The sequence below is a fragment of the Papillibacter cinnamivorans DSM 12816 genome (genome assembly GCF_900176335.1).
Taxonomy (GTDB): domain Bacteria; phylum Bacillota; class Clostridia; order Oscillospirales; family Oscillospiraceae; genus Papillibacter; species Papillibacter cinnamivorans.
In genome coordinates this window covers 77,288-100,425 of record NZ_FWXW01000004.1, presented here as the reverse complement: position 1 = coordinate 100,425, position 23,138 = coordinate 77,288, and the positions used below count along the sequence as shown (strand labels likewise).

Genomic DNA, 23,138 nt, shown 5'->3' with positions numbered 1-23,138 from the left:
CATCTCAAAAATTAAAATAATGGAGGTCAATCAATGGAATTCTTTAACAGTGCAGTAGATGTACTTCAAACCCTCGTCGTCGCTCTCGGTGCAGGCCTTGCCATCTGGGGCGTCATCAACCTTCTCGAAGGCTACGGTAACGACAACCCCGGTGCCAAATCCCAGGGCATGAAGCAGCTCATGGCGGGCGGCGGTGTCGCGCTCATCGGCATCGTACTGGTGCCGCTGCTTTCCGGTCTGTTCGGTTAATCGGGTAGAAAGCGATGGAAAGCATACTCGACAAAATCACCGAATGGCTGAAGACGATGCTTGTAGAAGGCATCATCACAAATTTGTCGGGGATGTTTGATAACGTCAACCAGCAGGTTGGCGAAATCGCAGGTCAAGTGGGATTGACGCCGGCGGCATGGAATGCCGGCGTCTTTTCCATGATCCGCAGCCTCTCCGAAAGCGTCATCATCCCCATCGCGGGTGTGATCCTTGCCTTTGTGATGACCTACGAGCTCATCCAAATGGTCATCGACCGGAATAATCTTCATGACATCGACACCTGGATCTTTTTCAAATGGATCTTTAAGACTTTTGTGGCCGTCCTTCTGGTCACCCATACCTTTGATATCGTCATGGGCATCTTCGATATGGCGCAGTCAGTAGTCAACAGCGCTTCCGGCGTCATATCAGCGGACGCTTCAGTGGATCTTGCCACTACAGTGGCAGACCTTCAGACAAGGCTGAGCGCCATGGAACTGGGTCCGCTCTTCGGACTCTGGTTTCAGAGCCTGTTTATCGGATTTACCATACAAGCCCTGAGTATCTGTATCTTCCTGGTCATCTATGGCCGAATGATCGAGATCTATCTGGTCACGTCGGTAGGGCCCATCCCCATGGCCACCATGGTCAACCGGGAATGGGGCGGTATGGGACAGAATTATCTTCGCTCTCTTTTGGCCCTGGCCTTCCAGGCCTTCCTCATCATGGTCTGCGTCGGCATTTATGCCGTACTGGTGCAGAACATCGCTACGGAAACCGACATCATCAAGGCCGTATGGACCACCCTCGGCTATACTGTTCTACTCTGTTTCACCCTGTTCAAGACCGGAAGTCTTGCCAAATCCATCTTCAATGCCCACTAAACGAAAGGAGGAAAGCCTGTGGCCTATGTCCCTGTACCCAAGGATCTGACCAAGATCAAAACCAAGGTGATGCTCAATCTCACCAAGCGACAACTGATTTCATTTGGCAGCGGAGCTCTTCTGGGCGTCCCGCTGTTTTTTCTTGCTAAGCCCCACATGAGTGTCAGCACAGCAGCGCTGCTCATGGTGCTGTCCATGCTGCCGTTTTTCCTGCTGGCCATGTACGAACGTAATGGTCAGCCCCTGGAAAAAATCCTCTATCAGCTCCTTCAGAGCCGATTCATCCGACCGAAGAAGCGGCCCTACCGGACCGACAACTTCTATGCCGCCGTAGAGCGGCAAACCAATCTGGACAAGGAGGTAAAAGCGATTGTCCAACCAGAAAACCATCCAAAGAAAACTCAGCCGCGAGGAAAGAAATCGCATTGAAAGCGCCATCGCCAGAGCCAAGCGTGACAGCAAGGTTCCGGCAACGGCCCAGCAGACGATCCCTTACCTGCGCATGCATCCCGACGGCATCTGCCAGGCAACAGATGCCTTATATACCAAGACCATTCAGTTTCAGGACATTAACTACCAGCTGGCGCAGAACGAGGACAAGACGGCCATCTTTGACGGCTGGTGTGATTTCCTCAACTACTTTGACAGCTCCATCCGCTTTCAGTTCTCTTTCCTGAATCTGAGCGCCAGCATCGAGGAATTCGAGCAGTCCATCCTGATTCCTAACCAGAACGATGATTTTGATGACATCCGTGAAGAATATGCCAATATGCTCCGAGGCCAGCTGGCCAAGGGCAACAACGGCCTGTCCAAGACCAAGTTCATCACCTTTGGCATCGAAGCGGAGAATCTTCGCACGGCTAAGCCCCGGCTGGAACGTATCGAGAATGATCTCCTGAACAGCTTCAAGCGCCTCGGCGTCGCAGCAGATCCTTTGAGTGGAAAAGATCGACTGAAGCTTTTGCACAGTATTTACCATCTGGACGGTCAGGAGCGCTTTCTCTTTGACTGGGACTGGCTGCCCCTATCGGGCCTTTCCACCAAGGATTACATTGCACCCTCATCCTTTGATTTTTCTGAGAGCAGGAACTTTCGGATGGGCAGAAAGCATTGCTCCGTTTCCTTCCTGCAGATCCTCGCCCCCGAGCTCAACGACCGCATGCTGGCGGATTTTCTGTCCATGGACAACAGCCTGGTGGTGACCCTCCATATCCAGTCCATCGACCAGACCTCGGCCATCAAAACCATCAAGCGCAAGATCACCGATTTGGACCGGATGAAGATCGAAGAGCAGAAGAAGGCCGTCCGTTCCGGCTACGACATGGACATTATCCCGTCGGATCTAGCTACCTACGGCGGCGAAGCCAAGAAGCTGCTACAGGATCTGCAGAGCCACAATGAGCGCATGTTCCTCGTGACCTTTCTAATCATGAATACCGCCGACGGCAAACAGCAGCTGGACAACAATATCTTTCAGGCTCAGGGCATCGCCCAGAAATACAACTGTCAGCTGGTCCGGCTGGACTTCCAGCAGGAATCCGGCCTCAATTCATCCCTTCCCCTCGGCCACAATCAAATCGAGATCCAGCGTGGCCTGACCACCTCCAGCACCGCCATCTTTGTACCTTTCACCACCCAGGAGCTGTTCCAGCGCGAAGGCGAACCGCTCTATTACGGGCTCAATGCACTCTCCAACAACCTGATCATGGTGGACCGGAAGGCCCTGAAGAATCCTAATGGCCTGATCCTGGGCACCCCTGGCAGCGGCAAGTCCTTCTCCGCCAAGCGCGAGATCGCCAATGCCTTTCTCATCACCCAGGACGACATCACCATCTGCGATCCTGAGGGCGAGTATTACCCTCTGGTGGAGCGTCTGCAGGGCCAGGTCATCAAGATCTCGCCTACCAGCGGTCACTACATTAATCCCATGGACATCAATCTGAACTACTCCGAGGACGAAAGTCCGCTGTCCCTGAAATCCGACTTCATTCTCTCCCTGTGTGAGCTCATCGTCGGCGGTAGAGAGGGCCTCCAGCCCATTGAAAAGACCGTCATCGACCGGTGCGTGCGCATGGTTTATCAGGCCTATCTCAATGAGCCCAAGCCGGAGAATGTTCCCATCCTGGGAGATCTGCACCGAATCCTTCTGGAGCAGCCGGAAAAGGAAGCCCGGCTCATCGCGACGGCATTGGAGATTTACGTCAGTGGCTCCCTCAACGTCTTCAACCATCGGACCAACGTGAATATCCAGAACCGCCTGGTCTGCTTTGACATCAAGGAACTGGGCAAACAGCTGAAGAAGCTGGGCATGCTCATCGTCCAGGACCAGGTCTGGGGCCGCGTGACCGCCAACCGGGCGGAAGGCCGAAGCACCCGCTACTACATTGATGAATTCCATCTGCTGCTCAAGGAGGAACAGACCGCCGCCTACTCCGTGGAGATCTGGAAGCGATTCAGGAAGTGGGGCGGCATCCCGACGGGCATCACCCAGAACGTGAAGGATCTGCTATCCTCCCGGGAAATCGAGAACATCTTCGAAAACAGCGACTTCGTCTACATGCTGAACCAGGCAGGCGGAGACCGACAGATCCTGGCCAAGCAGCTCAACATCTCTCCCCACCAGCTGTCCTATGTTACTCATTCCGGTGAAGGTGAAGGCCTGTTGTTCTACGGAAATGTGATCCTGCCCTTTGCAGACCGTTTCCCAAAGGATACCGAGCTCTACCGCATCATGACGACGAAGCCAGCTGAGGTCAAGGGGGTGTGAGATGAGCGCAAAGAAAGCCAAACGCACCGTCACACGGCTTCAGTTCACCGAGGAGGAGCACAGCAGCCCTGAGCTTCAAAAAGCCACGCAGAAGGTGGACAAGGCTGCGAATAAGCTGGAGAAAGCAGCAAAAAAGGGCAAGGCGGAATCGCTGGGAACCCACGAGGCGAGCATTTCCTTTGGTCCCATGAAAAAGCCTGTAAAGCTGCAGTTTGAAGAGCTTCAGGTGAAGAAAACACCCTCAACTTTGAAGTCCGCTGCGGCAGCCTTGCCTGCTGCGGAGGTCCACAGACAGATTGCCAGATCCGAAGATGACAATGTCGGCGTGGAAGCTGCCCACCGCCTGGAAGGAACCGCTGAAGGCACCGTCCGGGCTGCGCAGAATGCGCACCGTTCTCATGCACTGAAAGCGGAGCGAAAATCCCTGAAGGCGGAGAAGAAGCTGGACCAGGCCAACATCAGCCTGCTTCAAAAACAGGCAGCCAGGGAGCAGCCCCTTTTCTCGACCAATCCCATATCCCGCTGGCAGCAAAAACAAGCCATCAAGAAGGAATACGCTGCAGCCAAAGCAGGAAAAGGTGTGGATACTGTTCAGAAGACGGCCCAAACCATCGTGAAGACCGCGAAGAAAGCGAAGGAAGCGCTGGAGAAGGCTGCTGCTTTCGTCGCCAGGCACAGCAAGGTTTTTCTGGGCATTATCGGCATCTTCTTTGTTGTCATGCTGATCCTGAATACCTTTGCCAGCTGCTCCCAGATGGCCGTGGGCGGACTCAACGCCTTTCTCACGACTTCCTACACCGCATCCGACGAGGACATCACTGCCGCTGATCTGGAGTACACCAGGCTGGAGGCAGAGCTGCAGTATGACCTGCTCAACATCGAACGGGATTATCCCGGCTTTGATGAATACCGCTACACCATTGATCCCATCGGCCATGATCCTCATGAGCTGATCGCCTACCTGACGGCAAGATTCGAAGATTTTACCTATGCAGAGGTCGAGGCTGAGCTGCGATCTCTCTTTTCCTCCATGTACAACTTAAGCATCACAGAGACCGTCGAAGTGCGTTACCGCACAGAAACCCGTTACCGGACCTACACTGTGACTGATCCGGAAACCGGTGAGATCCGGACCATTCGCGAAAGCTATGAAGTGGAGGTCCCCTATAACTTTTACATCCTGAACATCAACCTGAGCAGCCAGTCCCTGTACTCCGTGGTCTATCCCCGTATGAACGCCGATCAGCGGGAAATGTATCTCGTGTACATGGATACAAAAGGCAACAAACAGTATTTCGGCAATCCCTTTACCTTCAATTGGCCAAGCCATGTCACCAGCCTTTACGGCTGGCGGGTCCATCCCATCACAGATCGGCTGCAGATCCACCGTGGATTGGATTTGGGCGTAGCATTGGGCACACCGATCCAGTCCATCCATGACGGCGAAGTGGTCCGGGTCGGTTACGATGCCAGCGGCTATGGCAACTATGTGGTCATTGCGGACAAGGACGGCTACCGCAGCACCTATGCCCACTGCTCCAGCATTCTGGTAACAGAAGGACAGAGCGTTCTGCGGGGACAGGCCATCGCCAAGGCCGGAAGCACCGGTGCCAGCACCGGCAGCCATCTGCACCTGGAACTGACGTTAAACGGCCAGTATCTTAATCCCTATTTCTTCATCGAGGGGACTGACCCCTACACCCCGCCAGCCGTCGGCGCCACCAACGGCGCTTATACCGACTACGACATCCCGCCGGAAGCGTTGTCAGATCCCACCTTCGCGGCCCTGATCAAGGAAGCGGAAAAGTATCTGGGTTATCCCTATGTTTGGGGAGGCTCCACGCCATCGACGTCCTTTGACTGCTCAGGCTTTGTCTGCTGGGTCTTCAATAATTCGGGCGTCTATCCTCTATCAAGGACCACTGCCCAGGGGATCTTTGATCAGTGCGCCATCATCCCACCCTCGGAGGCCAAGCCAGGCGACATTGTGTTTTTCACCGGCACTTACGACAGTATCGGTCCGGTTTCCCATGTGGCCATCTACGTGGGCGACGGCATGATGATCCACGCCGGAAACCCCATCCAGTACGCCTCCATGAACACCTCATATTTCCAATCCCATTTTTACGCCTTCGGGCGTTTGCCAAGGAGGTAACCATGAATCCAAAGATCCTAAAACTGACGGAGGAGATCGACAAGATCACCCATCGAATCAAAAGCCTTGAGGCCAGACTCATTGAGCTTAAGGCACAAAAAGACGAGTTGGAGAAGACCGAGATCGTGGAAATGGTCCGCAGTGTCTCAGCAACTCCGGAAGAGCTGGCCGCATTCATCAGGGCGTTTCGCGAAACAGGCGGAGCGCCTGATCATTTCAAAACACAGGAGGATAACGTCAATGAAAATGAGTAAGAAATGGCCTCGTGCTTCAACTCTACTGCTGGTCATGCTGATTTGCCTTTCCGTCTTCTCGGTCCCGGCCTATGCCAAGACCGATGAATCCAAGGCGATCACGGCAAGCTCTGATCCGATAGAGGAAGCTGTGGTGCCGACTGCCGAGCCCGCACCCTCGGAGCCCGTCAAAGAAACTGAACCGGAAGCTGCTGTGCCCCTGACTCCGGAAGGAAATCTGACCATTGTGGATGACCTGGAAGGTCAACAGACCGAGGACAAGCAGTTCATTACGGTTAAAACCAAGGCGGGCAACACCTTCTATCTGATCATCGACCGGGCGGGCAAGGAAAATAACGTCTACTTCCTGAACCTGGTGGATGAAGCAGACCTCAGAGCCCTGATGGAGGAAGACGGCACCCTGGAGCCACTGCCGGGTGAAGGTGCCGTTCCAACCGTTCCCGAGCCGGAACCCGAACCTACACCGGAGCCAGAAACGGAGGTCGAGGAACCCGTACCTGCAAAAATCATGAATCCTGTACCGATCCTCATGGTCCTCCTGGTCATTCTGGGCGGTGGCGGACTGTGGTACTTCAAGCTGAGAAAACCCAAGTCCAGCGTCAAGGGACACACCAATCTGGATGAATACAGCTTTGATGACGATGACGACTATGAAGAAAAACTGATGGTTGAAGAGGACCAGGAAGCTTTCGAATCGGAGTGTGATGACGAATGACGCATTTTACGGACAGTCCCTTTGAACGGCTGATGAAGCAAAAGCCCAGGCAGCGGCAGGAGAAGCTCTCTCCTGTCCTGCCCAAGACCCATCCCTGCCATGGCTGCAGCTATCTTCAAGGCAATTGCTGCACCGGTGTCTGCTACCGTGAGCTGATCCTCCCCCACAAGAAAAAGAAGGTGGACAAATGAGACTAGTGGTCGCAGAAAAACCAAGTGTAGCCCAGTCCATTGCAACAGTGCTGGGGGCAAACAGCCGAAAGGACGGCTATCTGGAAGGAACGGATGTCCTGGTTTCCTGGTGTGTCGGACATCTTGTGGAGCTCTCTCCGGCAGATGTCTACGACGAGCGTTATGGCAAATGGCGCTTCGAGGATCTGCCGATCCTTCCGGAGCCATGGAAATACCAGGTGCCAAAGGACAAACAAAAGCAATTCAAGATCCTGAAAAGCCTGATGGGTGAAACTCGAGTGACGGAGATTGTCTGCGCCACGGATGCCGGACGCGAAGGGGAACTGATCTTCCGTCTGGTCTATCGCCAGGCGGGATGTCAGAAACCGGTGAGGCGCCTATGGATCAGTTCCATGGAGGACCAGGCCATCAGCGAAGGCTTCAGGAAACTAAGGCCCAGCCAGGAATATGATCTGCTCTATCAATCTGCCCTCTGTCGGGCACAGGCGGATTGGCTGATTGGAATCAACGCAACGAGACTATTTTCCGTTTTGTATCGTCAGACCCTCAACGTCGGTCGCGTTATGTCTCCTACGCTGTCCATGATCGTGGATCGCTGGTCCGCGATTCAGGATTTCAGGTCCGAGCCTTTCTACACCGTTGTACTGAAACTCCCCGGCTTTGAAGCAGCCAGTGAAAAGCTGAAGATCAAGGCCGAGGCTGAAAAGCTCCTGATAGAGTGCCAGGGAAAATCCGCCGCAGTCACTGAAGTAAGGACCCAGGAGAAGGCGGAAAAACCGCCGAAGCTTTATGACCTGACCACCCTGCAGCGGGAAGCCAACCGGCTTCTTGGCTACACAGCCCAGCAAACGCTGGATTATGCCCAAAGCCTATATGAAAAAAAGCTCATCACCTATCCCCGAACCGACAGCCGCTACCTGACGGCTGACATGGCGAAGTCCACTGCAGACGTCATTCAGTCAGCACTTTTCCTTTTGCCAGAGAATGTGGCGAAGGGATATTCGACGGATCTTAAGCAGCTGCTGGATGATTCCAAGGTCAGTGACCACCATGCCATCATCCCGACCCATGCTCTGAAGGAAAATATCCTGGAGAGTCTGCCCAAGGGCGAGCAGGAGCTCTTAAAGCTACTGGCCATACGCCTCATCACAGCCGCCGGAGAAGTTCATCGGTATTTGGAAACGACGGTCGCACTGGACTGCTCCGGCCAACGTTACACTGCCAAGGGAAAGACGATCCTGCAGTCCGGCTGGAAGTCTGTGGAGGAGGATTATCGCAGCACACTTGCGACTCGAAAATCGGAGAAGAAGACGGAAGTTCCACTGCCCAGATTGGAAAAAGACCAGCGTTTTGATTCGGTCTCAGTTCGGCTGGATGAGGGTAAAACCACTCCACCCAAGCCATTTACCGAGGATACGCTGCTTTCTGCCATGGAAAATGCTGGCCTGGAGGATCTCCCAGAGGATGCTGAGCGAAAAGGTCTGGGGACTCCGGCCACACGGGCAGGCATCCTGGAAAAACTGATCAAGACTGAGCTGGTGGAACGCCGAGGCGATAAAAAGCTCAAGACCCTGCAGCCCACCCATATGGGAGTTGCTCTGGCCACGATCCTGCCGGAGCAGATCAAATCCCCACAGATGACGGCGGAATGGGAGGAAAAGCTGAAGCGCATTGAAAAGGGTCAGCTCTCACCTGAGATCTTCATGGCGGAGATCTCTCAGCACCTGAAGGATCTGGTCAGAACCTATCGGGCGGTCTCTGAAGCCCCCGGCGAGCTGGCCTTAAATCCGGAAAGCATCGGACTCTGCCCGCGCTGCGGAGATCAGGTGCTGGAAGGGGAACGTCGCTTTTTCTGCCAGAACAAAACCTGTACATTCGCTCTGTGGAAAGAGAATCGTTTCTTCAAGGACAAGAAAAAAGTCCTGACTCGCGAGGTAGCTGCTGCTCTTCTTCAGGAAGGCAGCATCCTGATGAAAAACCTGTATTCGCCCAAGACGCAAAAGACCTATGATGCCCGAATCATCATGGAGGATACCGGCGGCAAGTACGTCAATTTCAGGCTGGAATTCTCGCCCGGTGAAACCAAGGATAAGCACAAAACATCGACAAAATCCAAGGAAAGGATGGAAAAATCATGAATGTCAAAGAACGGATCAGGGCTCTCCTCGGCATTGAGGTGAGCACGGATAATCTGCTGGAGATCTGGGAGAATCCGGAAGAATATGTTTCAACGCCGGAAGATGCTGACAAACTGGGAGATTTGTTTCTTTTAGTTGAGATGATGGCTGAGCTGGAGGTGGAAAGCGATGAATAACACGGATGAACTTCGTTATGTCCAGGCCTTTGCCAGGATCATCGGCGTCAAGGAGAATGACGCGCTGGAATACGCCCAGAGAAAAGGCATCGGCGCTTTGGTGGAGAATGCCACACAGCTTTTAAGCACGCCAGCTCAGCGGGAAAAGCATCAGGCCTTTCTGGATCTTTACCGGATGAGCAGCGGCATTAACAAGAAAAACCCGGTCATCAATTCACCGGATACGGCAGCGGACTTTTTTCGCTCGGTGATGGATCAGGTCCATGACAAGGAAGCCTTTGTTGTGGCCTTCCTCAATACCAAGAACCGTGTCATCGATCATGAGGTCGTATCCCTTGGGACCATCAATAGCTCCATCGTCCACCCCAGGGAAGTCTTCCGAAATGCCATCGTCAATAAGGCTAATGCGGTAATCCTTTGTCATAACCACCCATCCGGTGATCTGACGCCAAGCGCCGAAGACCTCACCGTGACGAAAAGACTGAAGGAAACGGGCAATCTTTTGGGCATCCAGGTGCTGGACCACCTGATCATCAATGGGATCAATCAGCAGGATCACTACTCCTTCCAGGCCCACGGCGTGCTGGAAGCACCCGCAGCTTACGGCCAAAAGGAAGCGGTCAGGGAATCCTCAGCTCAGGCGACATCCGGGAAAAACATCAAGGATGGCCTTAAGGAAATCACGGACAAGCTGGAACAAGGCATCCGTGATTTTTTCAGCGGCGACAAGTACCAGGACTACCTGCGTACCATGTCGAGGTTCCATCATTATTCCCTGAACAACACGATCCTAATCGCCATGCAAAAGCCGGATGCCACACTGGTGGCTGGATACAACCGCTGGCAGCATCAGTTCCAGCGCAATGTACTGAAGGGTGAAAAAGGCATACGCATCATTGCCCCAGCCCCTGTCAAAACAAAAAAGGAAGTTGAAAAACTTGACCCTGTAACGCAGAAACCCCTGCGGGATGTAACTGGCAAGACACTGACGGAGGAAGTGGAGATCAAGATCCCCCGGTTTCGGGTCGTCTCAGTCTTTGATGTCTCCCAGACGGACGGGAAGCCTCTTCCCCAGCTGGCAGGCACACTGACCGGTGACGTCAAGCAATATGATATTTTCATGGAGGCTCTGAAGCGATCCTCCCCGGTTCCCATCTCCTTCGAAGCCATGCCCTCCAACACCGACGGCTATTTCAGCCAGGGTAGACAAAGGATCGCCATTCGGGATGACATGAGCGAAATCCAGACGGTCTCTGCGGCCATCCATGAGATCGTCCACGCCAAGCTTCATAATCTGCAGCCTGACCAGGAAAAGGATCACGGAGAAAATGACAAAGCACCGGAAAACCCCAAGGATCGGAGAACTGAAGAAGTGGAGGCAGAAAGTGTCTCCTTTGCGGTATGTGCCTATTATGGCATTGCAACCGACGAGAACAGCTTTGGTTACATCGCTGCCTGGAGCAAGGACAAGGATCTGCCTGAGCTGAAGGCTTCCCTGGAGACTATCAGCAAGACCTCATCCGAGCTCATCGATGACATCGACCGCCATTACGCGGAAATCGCTAAGGAACGCGGAATCATTGCAGCAGACATCGGTCAGCAGAGCGAAAAAACGGGGACTGATGAGAATCCTTCTCCGCGGCTGCAGGAGATCGAATTTCTCACCGGCCCGGATGACACCTACGCCATCTACCAACTGAAAAACGACGATAATCTGCGCAACCATCAATTCGAGAGCCTGCATCACCTGCATAAGCTCGGTCTGACTGTGGACTATAAGAATTATGATCTGACCTATACCGGTCATTTTGAGGCGGCTGCAAGCACCAATGAGACGCTGAACGGCATCTATGAAAAATTCAATGAGGACAGGCCCACGGACTTCATTGGACATAGCTTATCTATGAGCGATGTCATCGTCCTGAAGCAAAATGGCGAGAATACGGCCCATTATGTGGATGCCATCGGCTTTAAGGAAGTTCCGGAGTTCCTCAAACCCATCAATCCATTGCGGAGCATTGAGGATACGGTGGAGCAGAATGACAATCAATTTGATGGACTGATCAATAATGTTCCTACCAAAGATGTGGATAAGACCAGAGAGACTGTTGAAGATCGTGAAGAGAAAAAGCCACAGAAGGAATCCGTAAAGCAGCGGCTGAAAAAGCCTGCCGGGAAACCAGAGATCAGCAAAACGCTGACTCACAAAACTTCTGAAATGGAGAGATGAAGATGGATAGATTCAGTATTGAAGAGCTTAACCTCATGTGTATTTACGATACCGGCACCAGGTCCGGACTGATGGCAGGACTTGAAAAAATCGCCCTGGAGCTTGCTCCTGAAGAAGCAGAGCTTGCCGAGCTTATCCAAAGTGCTTTGAAGAAGCTGACGGCCATGAGTGATCAGGAATATGGAGAGTTAATCCTGGTTCCCGACTATAAGGAAGAAGTCGACTAAGCGGAGCATCTGTTGCAGAAGGGTGGTGAGCACTTGAGGAGGTGATGATTTGGCAAACAGGAAGCGTCAGATCCCCATTATTATCATGGTCAGCGAGCGTGAAAAAGCGCTGATCGAAGAAAAGATGCGCCAGCTGGGGACAAAAAACATGGGGGCCTACATCAGAAAGATGGCTATTGACGGCTATGTGGTCCGGCTGGACCTCTCCGATATTTCTGAACTGGTATCGCTCCTTCGAAGAAGCAGCAACAACCTGAATCAATATGCCAAGCGGGCTCATGAGACCGGACGCATCTATGAGGCTGATATTGAGGATATCCAGAGCAGCCTAAAGAGTGTATGGGAAAAGGCGGATCAGATCATGACCCGCCTTTCCACCATAGACTAAAATTTTTTATCGACAACATGGACGACATTTGGATTCCTTGCTACGATCAGAGTAGAAGATAATTTGGTTGAATGGAGGTGTGCAGCATGAGATTTCTCATCAAGCTGTTCTTATTCCCGTTAACACTGGCTTTGACGATCCTTGTTGCAGCCTGCCGTTTGCTGTGTCAGCTGTCCACCATGGTGCTGGGGATCGTGGCATTCGTCTGTTTCGGCATTGCGCTGGGAACCATGGTCCTGCTGCAGGATTTCCCGGAAGGTCTGAGATTGATGGGCCTCGCCTGGTTGATCAGTCCCTTCGGACTGCCGCTGATCGCAGCATTCCTGGTAGAACTGCTTGGCGTATTTAATGATTCCCTGAAAGCTATTTAAGAAGATAAAGTATAATCCTGTGAAGGGCGCGGTGGAGCAATCTGCTGCGCCTTTTTCTTTTGGAAGGAGGTGTCCGCTGTGGCAACCACGAGATTAATCCCCATGCACGTTATCAAAGGTCAGACCGTGGCCCATACGGTGCATGAGCGCCTTTCCTATGCCATCAATCCAGAAAAAACCAACAGCGGACAGCTCGTCAAAGCCTATGGCTGTGAACCGGAAACCGCTGCTGGAGAGATGCTGCTTTGCAAAAAAGAATATGAGACCTACATTGGACGCAGTGAAGAGAAGAAGAGCGACATCGTGCTCTATCAGATCCGGCAGTCCTTCAAGCCAGGTGAGATCACCCCAGAGAGGGCACAGGAGATCGGCTATGAGCTGGCCATGAGCTTTACCAAAGGCAAGTATCAATTTATTGTCGCCACACATACCGATCATGCCCATATCCACAATCACATCATTTTCAATTCTACATCCATCGACCATACGCAAAAATTCAGAAATTTCCTTGGCTCCAGTGAAGTGATCCGGAAAATCAGCGACAAACTCTGCCTTGAGAACGGGCTCTCTATCATTGAAGCGCCAAAGCAAGGACCATCCCATTACGGCAAGTGGCTGGGCGATAAGAAACCACTATCCTGGCAGGAGAAGCTGAGACAAACCATCGATGCTGTCATGGTTCAAAAGCCAGCTGATTTTGACACCTTCCTGAAGCTGATGGTGGTGAATGGTTATGAAGTGAAACAGGGGCAGCATCTCGCTTTTAAAGCTATTGGTCAGCAGAAATTCACAAGATTGCGATCCCTCGGAGAAGGATATTCTGAGGAAGAGTTGAGATCAGCGATACTCGGAAAGACCGTCCACACTCCAAAAGTCAAAAGACCTTATCGAAAAAATCCAGACAAGATTAATCTTCTGGTGGATATCCAGGCCAGACTTCAAGCTGGTAAAGGTCCTGGCTACGAGCGCTGGGCAAAAGTTTTCAATCTGAAACAGATGGCTCAGACCATCAATTTTCTGACGGAGAATAACATCACCGACTATGAAAAACTCGTTGAAAAAACAAAAGCTGCGACGGATCGTTATCACGAGCTGTCACAGCAGATCAAGGATCTTGAAAAACGAATGGCGGAGATTACTGAGTTGAAGAAGCATATCATTAACTATGCGAAAACGAAGGAGATATATACAGCATATCGAGAGTCCGGATTTTCAGGAAGGTTTTATGAAGCAAACACAGAGGATATTTTGCTTCATCAATCTGCGAAACAAGCATTCAGTTTGCTCTCAGCAAAGCAAATACCTGCCATGAAAAATCTTCAATTAGAATACCGGAAGTGCTCGAGTGCGAAAAAATCGCTATCAGCAGACTATAGGTCTATGAAGAGCATTATGAAACAATCTGTAATCATAAAAAACAACGTCGATCTTATTATGGGAGCCTCATGCCCAGAAGATAAAAAAATAGAGCGGGTTCTATAGAATATGAATAACCAATAAAATCGATAATATAGCCAACTAGCCAAATCGGGTGTCCAAGCAACTTGTTGATCTGGATAACAATCTAAAAGAATATAGACATGTTTCCATGTTCTGGATGGCTCGAGAGGACAGCATTGATGTCATTTGTACCGTACGTTCGCGGGAATTTATCAATGGCTTTTTTGTTGTTTTTCTCGAAACCGACGTTCAAGGGAAGATATCAACCTGTTGAAGCCCTCTTAAAATGGTTATATTAAGCCAAAGACTGCAATTCCAAGTGATAAACAGTTGGGAATGCAGTCTTTTTGCTATTAGATAATGTTTTATTAGATATAGTTAACTAAATTCTAAAGTCCAAGATACGGTGCTGGATTTACCAAGTTGCCATTTAGCCTGAATTCAAGGTGTAAATGCGGCCCTGTGCTCATACCAGTAGATCCTACATATCCAATAATCTGACCTTGAGATACTTTTGATCCATAACTAGTGTTAAGTGCACTCATATGCGCATATAGGGTTGTGACCCCATTACCATGATCTATGATAACATTATTACCATAAGTGGAGTTATAAGATGCCCGAATGACGGTGCCTGCCCTAGTTGCTTTTATTGGTGTTCCGGAGGTAGCTGCAAAGTCAATACCGGTATGGAGTTTTCTATATCCTAAAATTGGGTGTATTCTGTATCCATACGAGGAAGTAACTCTTCCTGATACAGGCTTAATATAACCTGCATTCGTGTTGTTTTGTTGTGAATTGGTATTCCCCTGAGATATCGTATTCTTATTTGCTTCAGCTCTAATCAAAGCCGATATTTCATCCTGAAGTTCCTTATTCTCTTCAATGATATCCCCTATATCAGAAGCTATTTCCTTCTCTTCTTTTGTTAGGGAATTTATAGCGGAAGACTTTTTTGTCTCCAATTTCTTTATTTCTGCCAATTTTGATGTATAGGCCAGATTTTCAGTTTCAAGCTTTTCCTTTTGCTCAATGAGCTTGGCCCGTTCATCTTGAATAACAGCTTTTGAAGATAATAAATCTTTTTTGGATACTTCAAGTTCAGCTTTTTTTAACGTCAATTCTTCCATGATGGAATTCACTTGCCGAATAATCTCTTTATCCATTTCTACCACTTTATGGATGAGCATCAACTTATCTGTAAAGTCAGCCAGACTCTCAGATTCAATTAATGTGTACAGAATACTGCCTACAGAGTTATTCATGTATGCAGTTCTCACTCTGGAATCGAGTATTGTTTTTTTCTCTTCAAGCTCAACTTCTTTCTGAATAATTTCAATTTGTCTGGTATTGATCTCATTTTCAAGCAAACTGATTTTAGAATTAGTTGCATTTATCAAACTCTCTCTTGCCTGTATTTCTGATTCTTTTTGTGTGATAGCAGTGTTTAAAATTTCTGCTTCCCTTGCAACGGAAGTAAATTGATCAATAACACTTTGCAATTCACTACTGAGTTGTTTTTTTTCAGCATTCAATTCTTGTTTTTCCTTTTCTAAGTTTTGAATGGTTTCTTGATTTTCTTTAATTTGATTTTCTTTATTATTTACCGTACTAGCAAAAACAGTAATATTAGAAGCAATAAGCATTGTAACTGTCATAAATATAATTTTTTTCTTCATTGCACTCTCCTCTCTAACTGGTAATATTTTACTATAAATTTGAATTAAAAAAACAACTACAGATAATTTCACAATTCGCGAGACAGGACTTTCCGAAAGAACGATCCGACGATACATTTCGGATTACAGGACCAAAGGATTCACCGGTTTGATTCCAAGAACCAGATCCAGTGAATCAGTGAGAGCCATCCCACCCCATGTCCTTGAGGAAGCCATAAGGCTCCGTAAGGAGGTACCCAGCAGAAGCGTCGCCGAGATCATCAGGATCCTCGAGTGGGACGGTCTGGTTTCCAAAGGGGCCATCAAGAGAAGCACACTCCAGGAGAACCTGCAGGAAAAGGGGTTCAGCGGAAAACATATGGCCATCTACAGTTCCGGCGGCCTAGCCACCAGACGGTTCCAGAAGCGGAACCGTAACAAGCTCTGGCACTCCGATATCAAATACGGATGCTATCTGCCCATATGTTTCCGCCCACGCCGGCTGGCCGCTGTGAGTTTGGTTGCCTGACCGCCAGCTGCTCAGTATAATTGACCATGCGACAATTAGGAAAGGACAGAAAAATCCCCCAGTGCCTCTTTGTTTGAGATTGGCGTCCGAACAAAGCACCGAGGGACCTGCATTAAGCATGGTTAGTATATCAAATTTTACACTCATAAGACAGTCCGATATTTTTCGTCAGGAGCAGGGAGAACGTCTCCTGCCCGATTTGTGGTGGCCAACTGCTGCATAGGGACCGGGTCATCCGGACCTTCCGGGAGTCGGATGGCGAGCGCAAACGCCTGAGTATCAGACGTTTGGTGTGTGCCGAGTGTCGACGCCTGCATCGGGAACTGCCGGATTTCATCGTTCCTTTCAAGCATTACGTCTGTGACGTTATCGAGGCGGCCATCGAGGCAATTGTGTCAGATATTTCAGCTGACGACTGCACTATTCAACGCTGGCGACACTGGTTTCGGCGATCACAGGTCCATTTCTGGGGTGTACTTTGCGCCGCTGCTGCGACGGTCGGCAAGCCGCCCCCTCAGCCGCCAGACAGATCGGGATCCCTGCTCCGCAGTATCCAGGGGCATTTGCAAGTAACGCGCAACTGGCTTCACCGGCTGGTCCGCATCACCGTCAACTCCCAGAACTGGGTTTGCACCGAGTTTGCGTGGGTGACCGGCGAATAGAGGAATAAGATCATGGCATCCACTCACGACAAGGAGGAATTGCCATGAAACAATCATTACCTGCGACCAGCATGCAGGCCGCCAAGCGCATGCAGATCATCGCGCCGCTGCTCGCCGAGGGCCTGGACGAAGGCCAGCGATCTTTGCTGCGCCAGCAGATCTGCCGTCAGCACCAGATCTCGGAACGGACGCTGCGGCGATATGTCGCCGCGTATCGGGACAGCGGCTATGAGGGGCTGTCTCCCAAACCGTCGGTACCGCAAGTCAGCAGCCGGATCGACCCCGAGCTGCTGGAGCAGGCGATCATCCTGCGCCGCGAGGCCCCGACCCGCAGCATCCGGCAGATCATTCGCATCCTGGAGATGGAAGACCTGGTGCGTGTCGGCGAGATCAAACGCAGCACCCTGCAGCGGGCTTTGGCCGATCGCGGATTCAGCAGTGCCCAGATGCGGATCTATACGGGCAAAGGCCTGGCCGCCAGACGGTTTGAGAAGCGCCACCGCTGCGAGCTCTGGCAGGCAGACATCAAATTTGGCCCTTATCTGCCGATTGGTCGGGGTGGCAAAAAACAGCAGGTGTTTCTCGTCGCCATCATCGACGACGCGACCCGATTCATTGTCCACGCCCGTTTCTACCCGGACCAGAAGCTGCCCATTCTCGAAGACAGCCTGCGCCAGGCGGTCACCCGGTGGGGCAAAGCGGATGCGCTCTATGTCGACAACGGCAAGCAGTTCCGGTCCGACTGGCTTCAGAACGCCTGTGAACGGCTGAATATCAAACTCAAGTTCACCAGACCCTATTCGCCAGAGTCAAAAGGCAAAATCGAGCGGTTCAACCGCACCGTCGACGAATTCCTGACCGAGGCGGCCCTGAAACGGCCGGAAACGCTGAATCAGCTCAATGACCAGCTTCAGGTGTGGGTCGAGGAATGGTACCACAAGCGCCCGCATGACAGCCTCAAAGGATTGACTCCAGAAACCGCGTTCAAGAGCGACAAGCGGCCCCTGCAATATGCCGATCCCAAGCTCATCAAGGACGCTTTCCGGTATTCCAAATCGGCCAAGGTCGACAAGGTCGGCTGCCTGAAGTTTAGTGGCCAGGTCTACGAAGCGGGTACCGCTTTCATTGGCCGGACCGTGGAAATCCTTTACAGCCCGGAGTCACTGGACGAGATCGAGGTGCTCTGCAAAGGGATCGCTCCGGTCTGGGCGAAGAAACTGGAGATCGGGACATCCTGTCAGCCACGGCAGACCATGCCGGACAAGATGGCGCTTCCTGCCCAATCATCCCGCTTGCTGGACGCCGCCGCCCGAAAGCACCGGGACCGGGTCCAAGCCCGACATACGGCGATCTCGTTCAAGAATCTGGTGGTAGGAGGTCAGGACGATGTACCATGAGTTTTTCGAGTTCAAGCATGTCCCGTTCACCCGCGACATCCCGACAAAATCCCTCTTCCGCTCCCGCGATATCGACGAAGTTGTTGGCCGGCTGACCTTTGCCGCTGAGCAGCAGTTGTTTGCCGTCGTCACCGGCAATCCCGGTTCCGGCAAGACGACCCTCATCCGCAAATTCACCAACGAACTGTCGCCCGCTAAGTTCCTGACCTTGTACCTTTCCGACTCCAAGCTGACACCGCGCCATTTCTACAAGGGTTTGCTGGAGCAGCTTGGCAGTGATTCCAAATTCTACCGCGGTGACGCCAAGCGTCAGCTGCACAAGGAGATTGAACTGCTGCGGCTGGTGCACAAGAAACTGGCGGTCGTCATCGTTGACGAAGCACACCTGCTCGACCGGGAAATGCTGGAAGAGGTGCGGTTTCTGCTCAATTACCGCATGGATTCCTTCAGCCCGATGGCCCTGATTCTGGCTGGACAATCTGAACTTTGGGATCGGCTCAAGCTCAACGCGTTCGCCGCCATCCGCCAGCGTATTGACATCAAGTGTGAACTTCAGGCCTACGACCGGGCGGCTGCCGAGCAGTATATCCGAACACACCTGGCTTACGCCGGTACCGTCAATGACATTTTTACCGAGAAGGCATACGATGAAATCTACAGTTATTCATTCGGTTCGGCCAGGCTGATCAACAAGGCGTGCACGCATTGCCTGATGCTCGCCGCCCAGCAAGGCCGAAAGATCGTGGATGACTATCTGGTCCGGGACGTGATCGAAGGGGAGCTGCCATAGCTTCCCTTTTTTTACGATCAGGCGGTCAAGAGTGCTTGGCAATCGACGGACAGAAGGGTGGTCAGACGGCGGTCAGAAAGCGTGAGCAGGTACACCCATAGGACCCGGCAAGAAGCTGCAGCAGGTCTATCTAGTGGACATCATCTATGATCCGAGCAATACTGAGATTCTCACCGTTGAATATCAGGAAGATCATCCCATCAGCGCAAAGAAGCTCAACATCGGTGAGAAAGTCGGAGAAAAGCCTGTTCTTCCGGAATACCTGACTGCCCTAAAGCCTACGGCTTCAAGACTGCTGGATGCTGCAGAAAAAGAGAATGAGAAGAGAAAAGAGAAGACCTCTGCCACAGCCATATCCTTCCGACACATGAGAAAGGAGGGTGGCGGCAATGTATGAAGAGTTCTACGGGTTCGCAAGAACCCCGTTTTCACGGGATATCCCGCCGAAGGACCTCTATCAGTCCAGCACACTCTCGGAGACGCTGGGCAGGCTCTTCTATGTTGCCGAGCGGCAACTGTTCTGTGTCCTCACAGGGGAATGCGGTACGGGTAAGACCACCGCTGTCAGGCGGTTCAAAGAGGAACTTGATGGTAGCAAGTATACACTGATGTATATTGCAGACTCGAAACTCACTCCCAGAAACTTCTACAAGGGAATCCTGGATCAGCTGGGTGCAGAGTCGAAGTTCTACCGTGGTGATGCCAAGAGGCAGCTGCATAAGGAAGTCGAACTTATGAAGGGACTCCACAAGAAGCAACCTGTAGTTGTTGTCGATGAAGCGCATCTGCTGGATCGGGAAATGCTGGAGGAAGTCCGCTTCCTGCTGAACTTCAAGATGGATGCCGTGAGTCCCCTCGCTCTGATTCTGGTGGGTCAGACAGAGCTCTGGGACAAGCTGCAGATGCAGTCCTACACGGCCATACGACAGAGAATCGATATCCAGTGCAAGATTCATCCCATGGATCATTCCCAAGTACGTGAGTACTTGAGCAGCCACCTGAGCTATGCCGGGACAGACCGCGACATCTTCACGGACGAAGCAATCGAAATGATCTACAGATTCTCCGGCGGATCTGCGAGGCTGGTCAATAAAGTCTGTACCAGCTCTCTGATCTATGGATCCCAGAATGGGAAGAGAATTATTGATGACCACATGATCAAGCTGGTCATTAATGGAGAATTGACTTAATGAAAATGGCAAGCCTAAAAAGCTTGCCATTCTCTCCAGCAGTTTGCGGACACTGGACACCGTCAGTTTTCAGACATTTAAATTCAGCATTAACAATAAGTGTTTGCATAATTTTCTCCTTATACTATAGATTTTTAACATTCAGTTGAAATTATTCCATTTTTAAGCCTTTATCGATTGCCTCCTGAATAATTTTATGGCAACAAGTCCCTAGAGGGTTTTTTTCCTTGCAGTTGGAATTTTTCATAGCACCAGTTATGGCATTCACTTCTTTTACACTTTTCGCTCCATGTTTTAATACTGCATCAATAACCTGATCCTCTGTAACTTTGCTACAATAGCATGCGTACTTTGGATTTGCATCTTTCTTAAACCAGATAGGTACCCTAACCTGGTCTTTTAAGAATTTCTTTTCGTTATCAACACTATAGTAGACTACATTACAGTACTCATTCATGCAAATCTTATATTGCTCTCCTTCGACTGACTTGTGATAATCGTCTGTTACTAAGTGCTCAACGGTCACTTTACTAACAGAAATTCCTCCTTTATTGCATACCGGGCAATTATCCTTAGTTTGATCTATTTTCTGTGTATTGCACTCATGGCAACATTCATTAACATTGTTCATTATATATCCTCCTCGTCTTTGCTTCGCATTAAAAGAAGATGCACACTGCCTGCTATCAAAATTCGCCGATTAAGATGAATTCAACTCCCAATCGGCGATAAAAAAACTATATTTTCGTAATACTACAGATTTTTAACATTCAAGGCTCTAAAAGCATTTAAAACTGCAATGATAGTTACACCTACATCTGCAAATATAGCTGCCCACATAGTAGTTATTCCAAAAGCACTTAAAATAAGAACAATTATTTTTATTCCAATAGCAAATACTGTGTTTTGAGATGCAATTTTTAGTGTTTTTTTAGAAATTTTAATTGCGGTAGCTATTTTTGATGGTTCATCGGTCATAATTACAATATCAGCAGCTTCAATGGCAGCGTCAGAACCTAAACCACCCATTGCTATTCCGATATCTGCACGGGCTAATACAGGTGCATCATTGATTCCGTCACCAACGAAAGCAAGTTTACCCTTTTTAGATTTTTGCAAAAATAATTCTTCTAGTTTCTCAACTTTGTCTGCTGGCAATAGTTCTGCGTAAACTTTATCAAGACCAAGTTCTTTTGCAACTTTTGAACCAACATTTTTATTATCACCTGTCAACATAACAGTTTGTTTAATATTTGCTGCCTTAAGTTCCATTATTGCCTGTGCTGAATCTGGCTTTACTTCATCAGCAATAACAATGTAACCAGCATATTGGTTATCAACTGCAACATGTACGACAGTTCCAATCAACTCTCCATCGAAGTATGCAATGTTCTTCTTTTTCATGAGTTTAATATTGCCTGCCATAACCTTTTTTCCATCCACTGTTGCAATAACTCCATGCCCTGATATCTCTTCTACATCTGAAATACGTCCATTGTCAATTTCCTTACCATAGGCTTGTTTTAAAGAACTGGAAATTGGATGGTTTGAGTAACTTTCTGCGTATGCAGTTAACTCTAATAACTCTTCTCTAGAAACTCCTTTTGGATGAACCTCCTGTACATTAAATACACCTTTCGTTAATGTTCCAGTTTTATCAAAAACAATAATTTCAGTTTCTGCTAATGCCTCTAAATAATTACTACCTTTGACTAAAATACCCTTTCTAGATGCTCCACCTATTCCACCGAAGAAACTTAAAGGAATAGAGACTACAAGAGCGCATGGGCAAGAAACTACTAAGAATGCTAATGCTCTATATATCCAGTCGCTAAAGGTTGCTCCCTCTATAACAAGAGGTGGAATAATAGCAATGAAAACTGCAAGAATTACAACAATTGGAGTATAGTATCTTGCAAATTTCGTAATGAATTGTTCTGATTGGGACTTTTTACTACTTGCATTTTCAACTAAATCAAGAATCTTACTTACAGTAGATTCTCCATATTCTTTAGTAACTTCTGCAGTAATAACTCCATTAATATTAATGCATCCACTTAAAATTTCATGTCCCACTTCTACCTCACGTGGAACAGACTCACCTGTAAGTGCTGATGTATCAACCATTGAATTTCCCTCAATTACCTTACCATCAAGCGGAACTCTCTCCCCTGGTTTAATTACAATAATATCACCAATTTGTACTTCATCAGGGTCAATTTTTATAACTTCATCGCCCCTTTTAACATTTGCATAATCTGGTCGTATGTCCATAGCATCTGCAATTGACCTTCTTGACTTATCAACTGCGTAACTTTGGAATAGCTCTCCAACTTGATAAAACAGCATAACTGCAATACCTTCTGGATACTCACCTATTAAAAATGCTCCAATTGTGGCGACGCTCATTAAAAAATTCTCATCAAAAACTTTACCTCTAAGAATATTTGTAACAGCTCTTTTTACAATATCTCCACCTGCAATAATATAACTGATTACAAACATAGCAATCTGCAACCATTCAATATTATTAATTAGCAGTGCTACAATAAATACTAATGCAGCAATAATTATTCTCCATAAACGTTTTTTCATGCTACTTCAACTCCTTTAAGCCTTTTTCATAGTTGTATCAGGTTCAATTTTTTAACTATTCTTTCTGCTTCTTGTATAATTGTAGGCATTCTTTCATCTTTGCCTTCAATAACAAGCTTTTGCGTCATATTA

General features: G+C 49.5%; 24 protein-coding genes and 2 pseudogenes. 23 read left to right on the top strand and 3 right to left on the bottom strand.

Features of this window, described 5'->3' with window-relative positions:
- Positions 1-33 precede the first annotated feature (33 nt).
- From B9A13_RS07325 to B9A13_RS07255, 17 genes and pseudogenes are all read left to right on the top strand, one after another.
- Positions 34-249, top strand: coding sequence for a Maff2 family mobile element protein (locus tag B9A13_RS07325; RefSeq protein ID WP_084234496.1), 216 nt, complete (start codon positions 34-36; stop codon positions 247-249).
- 14 nt (positions 250-263) lie between these two features.
- Positions 264-1,133 (top strand): VirB6/TrbL-like conjugal transfer protein, CD1112 family, encoded by an 870-nt coding sequence (locus tag B9A13_RS07320; RefSeq protein ID WP_084234495.1) that lies wholly within the window; start codon positions 264-266, stop codon positions 1,131-1,133.
- A gap of 18 nt (positions 1,134-1,151) precedes the next feature.
- A complete protein-coding gene (locus B9A13_RS07315) occupies positions 1,152-1,562 on the top strand; it encodes a PrgI family protein (protein ID WP_084234494.1) in 411 nt (136 codons plus the stop codon).
- Positions 1,504-3,900 (top strand): VirB4-like conjugal transfer ATPase, CD1110 family, encoded by a 2,397-nt coding sequence (locus B9A13_RS07310; protein WP_084234493.1) that lies wholly within the window; start codon positions 1,504-1,506, stop codon positions 3,898-3,900. The genes B9A13_RS07315 and B9A13_RS07310 overlap by 59 nt, the downstream gene beginning before the upstream one ends.
- A gap of 1 nt (position 3,901) precedes the next feature.
- Complete coding sequence (locus B9A13_RS07305; protein WP_084234492.1) at positions 3,902-6,055, top strand: CD1108 family mobile element protein; 2,154 nt, start codon at positions 3,902-3,904, stop codon at positions 6,053-6,055.
- Positions 6,056-6,057: 2 nt separating this feature from the next.
- Positions 6,058-6,309, top strand: coding sequence for a DUF4315 family protein (locus B9A13_RS07300; protein ID WP_084234491.1), 252 nt, complete (start codon positions 6,058-6,060; stop codon positions 6,307-6,309).
- Positions 6,296-7,024 (top strand): DUF4366 domain-containing protein, encoded by a 729-nt coding sequence (locus B9A13_RS07295; RefSeq protein WP_084234490.1) that lies wholly within the window; start codon positions 6,296-6,298, stop codon positions 7,022-7,024. Before B9A13_RS07300 ends, B9A13_RS07295 begins: the two co-directional genes overlap by 14 nt.
- Positions 7,021-7,215: a hypothetical protein gene (locus tag B9A13_RS07290; RefSeq protein WP_084234489.1), complete on the top strand. Its 195-nt coding sequence runs from the start codon at positions 7,021-7,023 to the stop codon at positions 7,213-7,215. The genes B9A13_RS07295 and B9A13_RS07290 overlap by 4 nt, the downstream gene beginning before the upstream one ends.
- On the top strand, positions 7,212-9,353 hold the full coding sequence (locus B9A13_RS07285) for a DNA topoisomerase 3 (protein ID WP_084234488.1): 2,142 nt from the start codon (positions 7,212-7,214) through the stop codon (positions 9,351-9,353). Before B9A13_RS07290 ends, B9A13_RS07285 begins: the two co-directional genes overlap by 4 nt.
- Positions 9,350-9,529 (top strand): hypothetical protein, encoded by a 180-nt coding sequence (locus B9A13_RS07280; protein WP_084234487.1) that lies wholly within the window; start codon positions 9,350-9,352, stop codon positions 9,527-9,529. The genes B9A13_RS07285 and B9A13_RS07280 overlap by 4 nt, the downstream gene beginning before the upstream one ends.
- A pseudogene (radC, locus tag B9A13_RS14680) lies at positions 9,522-10,103 on the top strand (RadC family protein); the annotation flags it as partial. The gene B9A13_RS07280 and the pseudogene radC, both read left to right, overlap by 8 nt.
- Before the next feature lie 84 nt (positions 10,104-10,187).
- Positions 10,188-11,072 (top strand): annotated as a pseudogene (locus tag B9A13_RS14675) (ArdC-like ssDNA-binding domain-containing protein); the annotation flags it as partial.
- Positions 11,058-11,759, top strand: a complete 702-nt coding sequence (locus B9A13_RS14670) for a YodL domain-containing protein (protein WP_423241264.1) — start codon at positions 11,058-11,060, stop codon at positions 11,757-11,759. The pseudogene B9A13_RS14675 and the gene B9A13_RS14670, both read left to right, overlap by 15 nt.
- A gap of 2 nt (positions 11,760-11,761) precedes the next feature.
- Positions 11,762-11,986 carry a transposon-transfer assisting family protein gene (locus B9A13_RS07270; protein WP_084234485.1) on the top strand — a complete coding sequence of 75 codons (225 nt, stop codon included), beginning with the start codon at positions 11,762-11,764 and terminating at the stop codon, positions 11,984-11,986.
- 49 nt (positions 11,987-12,035) lie between these two features.
- Positions 12,036-12,374: a plasmid mobilization protein gene (locus tag B9A13_RS07265; RefSeq protein WP_084234484.1), complete on the top strand. Its 339-nt coding sequence runs from the start codon at positions 12,036-12,038 to the stop codon at positions 12,372-12,374.
- Between the two features lie 86 nt (positions 12,375-12,460).
- Positions 12,461-12,745: a CD1845 family protein gene (locus tag B9A13_RS07260; protein ID WP_084234483.1), complete on the top strand. Its 285-nt coding sequence runs from the start codon at positions 12,461-12,463 to the stop codon at positions 12,743-12,745.
- Between the two features lie 78 nt (positions 12,746-12,823).
- Positions 12,824-14,227 carry a relaxase/mobilization nuclease domain-containing protein gene (locus tag B9A13_RS07255; RefSeq protein ID WP_084234482.1) on the top strand — a complete coding sequence of 468 codons (1,404 nt, stop codon included), beginning with the start codon at positions 12,824-12,826 and terminating at the stop codon, positions 14,225-14,227.
- 347 nt (positions 14,228-14,574) lie between these two features.
- On the opposite strand, the gene B9A13_RS07250 is transcribed toward B9A13_RS07255, so the two are convergent.
- Entirely contained in the window at positions 14,575-15,864 is a 1,290-nt protein-coding gene (locus tag B9A13_RS07250) for a murein hydrolase activator EnvC family protein (protein WP_159448062.1), read from the bottom strand.
- A 178-nt stretch (positions 15,865-16,042) separates the two neighbouring features.
- Between B9A13_RS07250 and B9A13_RS07245 the strand changes: the two genes are divergently transcribed.
- From B9A13_RS07245 to B9A13_RS07225, 6 genes are all read left to right on the top strand, one after another.
- Positions 16,043-16,372: a hypothetical protein gene (locus B9A13_RS07245; protein ID WP_143806906.1), complete on the top strand. Its 330-nt coding sequence runs from the start codon at positions 16,043-16,045 to the stop codon at positions 16,370-16,372.
- 158 nt (positions 16,373-16,530) lie between these two features.
- Complete coding sequence (locus B9A13_RS14665; RefSeq protein WP_423241263.1) at positions 16,531-17,034, top strand: DUF6431 domain-containing protein; 504 nt, start codon at positions 16,531-16,533, stop codon at positions 17,032-17,034.
- Between the two features lie 44 nt (positions 17,035-17,078).
- Positions 17,079-18,431 carry an integrase core domain-containing protein gene (locus tag B9A13_RS07240; protein WP_143806905.1) on the top strand — a complete coding sequence of 451 codons (1,353 nt, stop codon included), beginning with the start codon at positions 17,079-17,081 and terminating at the stop codon, positions 18,429-18,431.
- Positions 18,421-19,221, top strand: a complete 801-nt coding sequence (locus B9A13_RS07235) for an ExeA family protein (RefSeq protein WP_084234478.1) — start codon at positions 18,421-18,423, stop codon at positions 19,219-19,221. Before B9A13_RS07240 ends, B9A13_RS07235 begins: the two co-directional genes overlap by 11 nt.
- A 133-nt stretch (positions 19,222-19,354) precedes the next feature.
- The gene (locus B9A13_RS07230) at positions 19,355-19,618 is read left to right on the top strand and encodes a hypothetical protein (RefSeq protein ID WP_084234477.1); all 264 of its coding nucleotides are present in this window, start codon (positions 19,355-19,357) and stop codon (positions 19,616-19,618) included.
- Entirely contained in the window at positions 19,611-20,411 is an 801-nt protein-coding gene (locus B9A13_RS07225; RefSeq protein ID WP_084234476.1) for an ExeA family protein, read from the top strand. Before B9A13_RS07230 ends, B9A13_RS07225 begins: the two co-directional genes overlap by 8 nt.
- 151 nt (positions 20,412-20,562) lie before the next feature.
- Here the strand turns inward: B9A13_RS07225 and B9A13_RS07220 are convergent, their stop codons facing one another.
- Together B9A13_RS07220 and B9A13_RS07215 are read right to left on the bottom strand one after the other, a co-directional pair.
- The gene (locus tag B9A13_RS07220) at positions 20,563-21,042 is read right to left on the bottom strand and encodes a Csac_0668 family 2Fe-2S cluster-binding (seleno)protein (protein WP_075728433.1); all 480 of its coding nucleotides are present in this window, start codon (positions 21,040-21,042) and stop codon (positions 20,563-20,565) included.
- A 122-nt stretch (positions 21,043-21,164) separates the two neighbouring features.
- On the bottom strand, positions 21,165-23,006 hold the full coding sequence (locus B9A13_RS07215; RefSeq protein WP_047389426.1) for a heavy metal translocating P-type ATPase: 1,842 nt from the start codon (positions 23,004-23,006) through the stop codon (positions 21,165-21,167).
- Positions 23,007-23,138 lie beyond the last annotated feature (132 nt).

Bases quoted from the DNA above. Each gene is read 5' to 3' on its own strand.
- B9A13_RS07325 (WP_084234496.1), top strand. From the start codon at position 34: ATGGAATTCTTTAACAGTGCAGTAGATGTACTTCAAACCCTCGTCGTC.
- B9A13_RS07320 (WP_084234495.1), top strand. From the start codon at position 264: ATGGAAAGCATACTCGACAAAATCACCGAATGGCTGAAGACGATGCTT.
- B9A13_RS07305 (WP_084234492.1), top strand. From the start codon at position 3,902: ATGAGCGCAAAGAAAGCCAAACGCACCGTCACACGGCTTCAGTTCACC.
- B9A13_RS07300 (WP_084234491.1), top strand. From the start codon at position 6,058: ATGAATCCAAAGATCCTAAAACTGACGGAGGAGATCGACAAGATCACC.
- B9A13_RS07295 (WP_084234490.1), top strand. From the start codon at position 6,296: ATGAAAATGAGTAAGAAATGGCCTCGTGCTTCAACTCTACTGCTGGTC.
- B9A13_RS07290 (WP_084234489.1), top strand. From the start codon at position 7,021: ATGACGCATTTTACGGACAGTCCCTTTGAACGGCTGATGAAGCAAAAG.
- B9A13_RS07285 (WP_084234488.1), top strand. From the start codon at position 7,212: ATGAGACTAGTGGTCGCAGAAAAACCAAGTGTAGCCCAGTCCATTGCA.
- B9A13_RS07280 (WP_084234487.1), top strand. From the start codon at position 9,350: ATGAATGTCAAAGAACGGATCAGGGCTCTCCTCGGCATTGAGGTGAGC.
- B9A13_RS07270 (WP_084234485.1), top strand. From the start codon at position 11,762: ATGGATAGATTCAGTATTGAAGAGCTTAACCTCATGTGTATTTACGAT.
- B9A13_RS07260 (WP_084234483.1), top strand. From the start codon at position 12,461: ATGAGATTTCTCATCAAGCTGTTCTTATTCCCGTTAACACTGGCTTTG.
- B9A13_RS07250 (WP_159448062.1), bottom strand. From the start codon at position 15,864: ATGAAGAAAAAAATTATATTTATGACAGTTACAATGCTTATTGCTTCT.
- B9A13_RS07240 (WP_143806905.1), top strand. From the start codon at position 17,079: ATGAAACAATCATTACCTGCGACCAGCATGCAGGCCGCCAAGCGCATG.
- B9A13_RS07235 (WP_084234478.1), top strand. From the start codon at position 18,421: ATGTACCATGAGTTTTTCGAGTTCAAGCATGTCCCGTTCACCCGCGAC.
- B9A13_RS07225 (WP_084234476.1), top strand. From the start codon at position 19,611: ATGTATGAAGAGTTCTACGGGTTCGCAAGAACCCCGTTTTCACGGGAT.
- B9A13_RS07220 (WP_075728433.1), bottom strand. From the start codon at position 21,042: ATGAACAATGTTAATGAATGTTGCCATGAGTGCAATACACAGAAAATA.
- B9A13_RS07215 (WP_047389426.1), bottom strand. From the start codon at position 23,006: ATGAAAAAACGTTTATGGAGAATAATTATTGCTGCATTAGTATTTATT.